Origin of the sequence: Streptomyces sp. WELS2, assembly GCF_013870595.1 — a bacterium.
In the GTDB taxonomy this organism is placed as follows: domain Bacteria; phylum Actinomycetota; class Actinomycetes; order Streptomycetales; family Streptomycetaceae; genus Streptomyces.
This window is the reverse complement of record NZ_JACBWZ010000738.1, coordinates 1-3,086: the sequence shown is the minus strand read 5'-3', so window position 1 is coordinate 3,086 and position 3,086 is coordinate 1. Positions and strand designations below refer to the sequence as shown.

Genomic DNA, 3,086 nt, shown 5'->3' with positions numbered 1-3,086 from the left:
GTCGTCGCCGAGCCGGCCGCCGGCGTGGGCGAGCAGATCGCGCCGCAGATGGTGCATCAGCGCCTCGGGGCTGTCCCCGGTCCACCGCGCCACCCGCTCGGCGAGCGGATAGAACCGGCCTTGTCCGTCCCGGGCCTCCACGACCCCGTCGGTGTACAGCAGCAGCGTGTCGCCCGGTTCGAAGGAGAACACGTCCAGCGTGTGCTCGAGGCCGTACTGCACCCCGAGCGGCGGCGACGGGTGCAGGCTCGGGGCCGTGACGACGTGGCCGGGGCTCAGCAGCAGCGGCGGCGGATGGCCGCAGCTGGTCATCCGGGTGACCGTGTCGAGGTCCGGGATCTCCACGAGCAGCGCGGTGGCGAACCGCTCGCCCTCCTCCTCCGGGCGGTCCAGCTCGGCGGCGTAGCGGGTGATGCTCTGGTCCAGTGTGGCGGCCAGCTCCGTCAGCGGGACGCGCCGGTGCGCGCTCTCCCGGAAGGCGCCGAGCAGCAGCGCCGCCTCCCCGATGGCCGGCAGTCCCTTGCCGCGGACGTCCCCGATCAGCACGCGTACCGCGCCGTCGCAGCGGGCCGCCGCGTACAGGTCGCCGCCGATCTGCGCCTCGTCCTCGGCGGCCAGGTACAGGGAGGCGATGCGCACCGCGCCGATCCGCTCGGGCAGCGGCCACATCAGCACCTGCTGCGCGGCCTCGGCGACCGTGCGGACCCGGGCCAGCTGGGCCTGCCGGCGCATCCGCAGGGCGCTGTAGAGGACGGTGAGCACGACCAGGACGGTGATGGTGATGATCTGGACGATGTGGTTCGTGGTGCCGATCCCGCCGTGGGTGACGGCGAGGAAGGCCTGTGCGGCCACCGCGAGGGCGCCGACCGCCGCGGTGGTGCGGGGGCCGGCGAAGGAGGGGGTGAGCGCGGGGGCGATCACCAGGGCCGGTCCGAGGTGGACGTCGTAAGGGGCCCGCATGTCCACCACGGTGATCACCACGATGAGCGCGACGGGCAGTACCAGCAGCGCGCGGGCCGACTGCCACGGCTGCCGCGGTCGCGCGTGACCGAGCCGGGGTGCCATGCCTCCCAGCGTGCGCCCGGGCTGCATGAGACGCACGTCACACCGGCGGATTTGGAATCGGACATTCCGGGTGGCTCTTCGGTTCCCGAATAGTGGACGCCGTTCACTTTGCCTTCATGAAGAGGATCGAGTAGCGTCATTCTCCGTTCAAATACCGGCCGGTTTCCCGATTTGACCTGCGAAACAAAGGCCCGTGGCGGGTGGTCTGAACCACCCTCAACCGAAATCGCAGCATTTAGCGTCCTGTGTCATGACACAGACGGCGATGAGGCCGGACGCCCCCGACACGGCACCCGGCGACGGAGTACGGGGCAAGGGCCTCGGCGGGAATTCCATCGGCTTGCTGGGCAGCGCGGTCATCGGCCTGTCCACCGTGGCACCGGTCTACTGCCTCACCTCCACGCTCGGCTCCACCGCCGGCGAGGTCGGTCTGCACATGCCGGCCGTCTTCCTCGCCGGCTTCCTGCCGATGCTGCTGGTCGCCTTCGCCTACCGGGAGCTCAACAAGGCCGTGCCCGACTGCGGCACCTCCTTCACCTGGACCGTCAAGGCGTTCGGCCCGCACGTCGGCTGGATGTGCGGCTGGGGTCTGGTCATCGCGACCGTGATCGTGCTGTCCAACCTCGCCGGCGTCGCCACCACCTACTTCTGGCTGCTGGCCGGGGAGGTCACGGGCAGCGACGCGGTCGCGGGCCTCGACGGCCACAAGGCCGTGCACATCGTCACCTGTCTGGTCCTGATCGCCGCCGCCACCGCGGTCAGCTACCGGGGCATGACCACCACGAAGGGCGTGCAGTACGCGCTGGTCGGACTCCAGCTCGTGGTGCTCGCCCTTTTCGTCGTCCTGGCCCTGCACAAGGCCCGCGCCGGCGCCTTTCCCGGCCACACCGACTTCTCCTGGTCCTGGCTCAACCCCTTCGCGGTGGACTCGTTCGCCTCCTTCAGTGCCGGACTGTCCCTGTCGATCTTCATGTACTGGGGCTGGGACACCTGCCTGACCGCCAACGAGGAGACCGTCGGCAGCGAGAAGACACCGGGCCGGGCCGCCCTGATCGCCATGGTCGTCCTGGTCGGCTCCTACCTCGTCACCGGCGTCGCCGCCCAGATGGCCGTCGGCTCCGGCACCCACGGCCTGGGCCTGGCCAACCCGGACACCTCCGACAACGTCTTCGCCGCCCTGGCCGGCCCGGTCATGGGCCACCTCTGCGGCATCCTGCTCTTCGCCGCCGTCCTCGCCTCGGCGGCCGCCAGCCTCCAGACCACCTTCATCCCGGTCGCCCGCACGGTGCTCGCCATGTCGACGTACCAGGCCCTGCCCGCCTCCTACGCCCGAGTCCACGAGCGGTTCCGCACCCCCGGCCGGGCCACCGTCACGGCCGGCGTCGCCACCGGCGTCTTCTACACGGTGATGTCGCTGCTCAGCGAGCACGTCCTGGTCGACACCATCTACGCCCTCGGGCTGATGATCTGCTTCTACTACGCGCTCACCGCGTTCGCCTGCGCCCGGTACTTCCGCCGCGACCTCACCCGCTCCGCCCGCGACGCCCTCTTCAAGGGGTTCTTCCCGGTCCTCGGCGGCATCCTGCTCACCGCCGTGTTCGGCAAGACGCTCTACGACATGTGGGACCCGGCCTACGGCAGCGGCTCCGCCGTCCTCGGCGTCGGCTCCGTCTTCGTCATCGGGGTCGGCCTGCTGGTCCTCGGCGCGGTGATCATGCTGGTGATGCGGCGCCGCGACCCGGCCTTCTTCCGCGGTGAGATCCTCACCGCCGGCACCCCGGCGCTCGTCGTGGAGGACTGAACCACTCCTTCGGGCGCCGTGTCGGGGGCGGCGCCCCGGGTACCCGTACGACCCCCGGGCCGATCAGGCGGTCCGGGGTGCAAGGGTGCCGAATGGAGAGGTCATGACGCACGACGGGGAGGACACCGCGCCCCTGCGGCGAGCGGAGGTCACCGAACTCCGGCTCGCCACCGACGGGGCCCTGGGCGTGTGCCTGCTGTCCTTCGCGGCGTTCTGGGCC

At 71.0% G+C, this 3,086-nt stretch carries 2 protein-coding genes; one reads left to right on the top strand and one right to left on the bottom strand.

The window, feature by feature from the left end; genetic code table 11:
* The coding region (locus H5J33_RS29040) for a PP2C family protein-serine/threonine phosphatase (RefSeq protein WP_181797787.1) at positions 1-1,065 on the bottom strand (1,065 nt) is incomplete at its 3' end.
* 250 nt (positions 1,066-1,315) lie between these two features.
* Here H5J33_RS29040 and H5J33_RS29035 point away from each other — a divergent pair.
* Positions 1,316-2,866, top strand: a complete 1,551-nt coding sequence (locus tag H5J33_RS29035; protein ID WP_181797786.1) for an APC family permease — start codon at positions 1,316-1,318, stop codon at positions 2,864-2,866.
* Positions 2,867-3,086: the final 220 nt, after the last annotated feature.

What these genes read in the sequence shown, in the direction of transcription:
- H5J33_RS29035 (WP_181797786.1), top strand. Translation starts at nt 1,316, where the DNA reads ATGACACAGACGGCGATGAGGCCGGACGCCCCCGACACGGCACCCGGC.